Genomic DNA, 2254 nt, shown 5'->3' on the forward strand with positions numbered 1-2254 from the left:
ATACAATAACTGTGAATACTCATTAAAAAAATGTCCGCAAATCTATTTCATCAATTTTAATTTGTATAGATATATCTTAACCGACCATTTTCGAAAAGAAGGGAAGTTATAAATCTGAAACAGAAAAGACATAATTTTGAAATGAAACGTTCGAAACGTCTCACTGAAAAAGAAGACAAAGAAATCATGCAATACGTAAAAAACAATGAAATTACATATTCAGCAGCTTTAAGAAAGTTAGCTTTAGAAAGTTTATATAAATAAGCAAAACGACAGTCAAAGGAGATTTGAATGATGAGTAAAAAACGTATTTTCACAAAAGAAATTGCTATGAAATTAATTCGCTTAGGACATAAAGTTGTTAGATTTGAACCACATAGGGACGATGAAAAGTTGATGATTTTCGTTTTTGAAAAAACAAATCAATTCATCGAAGATTTCCACGCTATCACTAACAAATAAATCAAACGCTTCACAGTCAAAACAACAGTCAAAGGGAGTAATTGAACAATGAAAATTAAACACAGAAACTTGCTTACGAAGGAACAATTCGGTGAGCTAGAACACGGGAAAATGTACGGAGTGTACGCTGAACCAGGAGCAGGTAAAACGCACATGATTAAGAATGCTTTGATGGAGTATTGCCGAGAACACAAAAAGACAGCAATATATTTGGTTCATCGTCTTACATTGAAAGAGCAGACCGAAGCAGATATTGAAGAAGAATTAAGGAAATTTGAACAAGCATTCTTTGGTAACGGATTTACGATTATGACGTACCAATCCATTGAATACGCATATAAACATAATTTGTATCATCGAGTAGAGCCATTTTTGGACAGTGATTTTGTTGTATGCGATGAATCGCATTATTTTGTGAAGGACAGTTGGAACGAGCAAACGGATTATTCAATTCAATTCATGGAGGAATCACAAGGAACGAAAGTTTTCTTAACAGGAACGCCCAAGGAAATGCACACAATGGACAAATTGTCAGCTATGTGGAACATTGAAACGCTTGTTACTACAAATCGGCAGAACAACAATCTTAAAGCGATTAGAATCTATGAAAAAGATAATGATTTGCTTGGACATATCAATCAATATGCTAATGATACATGCAAAGTGTTTTCGTTTGTGTCGGGAGCAACTGAACGTGTATTAGACATGAAAAATGAACATGGTGGAGCGTTCATTGTATCAAAACATAATGAACTTTATGAGGAAGCTGACCACGAGTTGATTGATATTGTAGTAAAAGGTGAGAAAGGCGAACACAAAGGCATTTTATCATCATACAAGGTATGGTCAACTTCAGTGTGGAATGAAGGCGTAAATATCATTGACCAAAATCTTGGTGTTGTCTGTAGCTTCCGACCACGTTCATCAACTGAATTTATTCAACAATTCGCAAGAGCAAGACGTTCTGATATTATCGGTTGTATTGTAGCACCAACGACAAAAATGTTAATCGGATATAGAAAAAAATGTGAAGAAGAGTTAGACGAAATCCTAGCTGACGACAGACGCAAATTTAATCCTCGTTATATGAAAATGCGTGAGCTTTGTTTGATTGAGTCCATTCGTGAAACGAACTTAATGTTAGATATGGGATTCGGTCAATATGTCGCAAGCATTTACACTGACATTCCAGTTTATAATTATGGTCAAATCATGCATGACAAAAAGCTAAGTGGATACTTAGAAACTTTAGTTGATGTGAAAATGTTTGATGAAAATCAAGAACAATTCAAGCAAACATTAATTGACGAATACGGTGTTCGTGACAGCAAAAGACGTAAAACTGTAGGGTTGAAGTCATTCAATAAATTTCTCGAAGAAGCTGGCATTAAATATGAGCTTACTAGTAAAAAAGAGCGTTCAAAAAAATCGGAATACTGTAATCAAAAGTACTGGGTGGTTCAAAAGTGTACCGAAAATGAGGCAAGTCCTATATATAGCAAATGCCTCAAAAACGGTACGCAAAATGATGAAGTTATTCAAGATAATGTATCAATAACTATCGCACAGGAAGACGACTTCAAGAAGCAGTTATCAGTATTTAAACTTAAATCAAATAAAACGGTAGATGAAGGTACAAATCTTATGTTGAATGCCTTCATGAATAATCAGATGGGAGCATAATTCAAATGAAACTAAAAGACAAAAAGGCACAAGCCATTGCGAAAATAGAAGAGACAAACGCGGCTGTCTCGTATCCACATCTGACGCTGCCGACGAAAAGAATAGGGCA

Annotated in this window: 2 protein-coding genes; both read left to right on the forward strand. The window is 34.9% G+C overall.

All coding sequences use genetic code 11. The features are described from left to right. Positions 1-294: 294 nt before the first annotated feature. Complete coding sequence (locus tag RB298_RS20515; protein ID WP_486048295.1) at positions 295-462, forward strand: hypothetical protein; 168 nt, start codon at positions 295-297, stop codon at positions 460-462. A 48-nt stretch (positions 463-510) separates the two neighbouring features. Continuing rightward, positions 511-2145, forward strand: a complete 1635-nt coding sequence (locus RB298_RS20520) for a DEAD/DEAH box helicase (RefSeq protein WP_486048297.1) — start codon at positions 511-513, stop codon at positions 2143-2145. Positions 2146-2254 lie beyond the last annotated feature (109 nt).

The organism is Priestia sp. BR_2 (assembly GCF_041954005.1).
Lineage (GTDB): Bacteria > Bacillota > Bacilli > Paenibacillales > Paenibacillaceae > Paenibacillus_AQ > Paenibacillus_AQ lautus_A.

Excerpts from the sequence above, each read along its gene's own strand:
- RB298_RS20515 (WP_486048295.1), top strand. The coding sequence starts at position 295 with ATGAGTAAAAAACGTATTTTCACAAAAGAAATTGCTATGAAATTAATT.
- RB298_RS20520 (WP_486048297.1), top strand. The coding sequence starts at position 511 with ATGAAAATTAAACACAGAAACTTGCTTACGAAGGAACAATTCGGTGAG.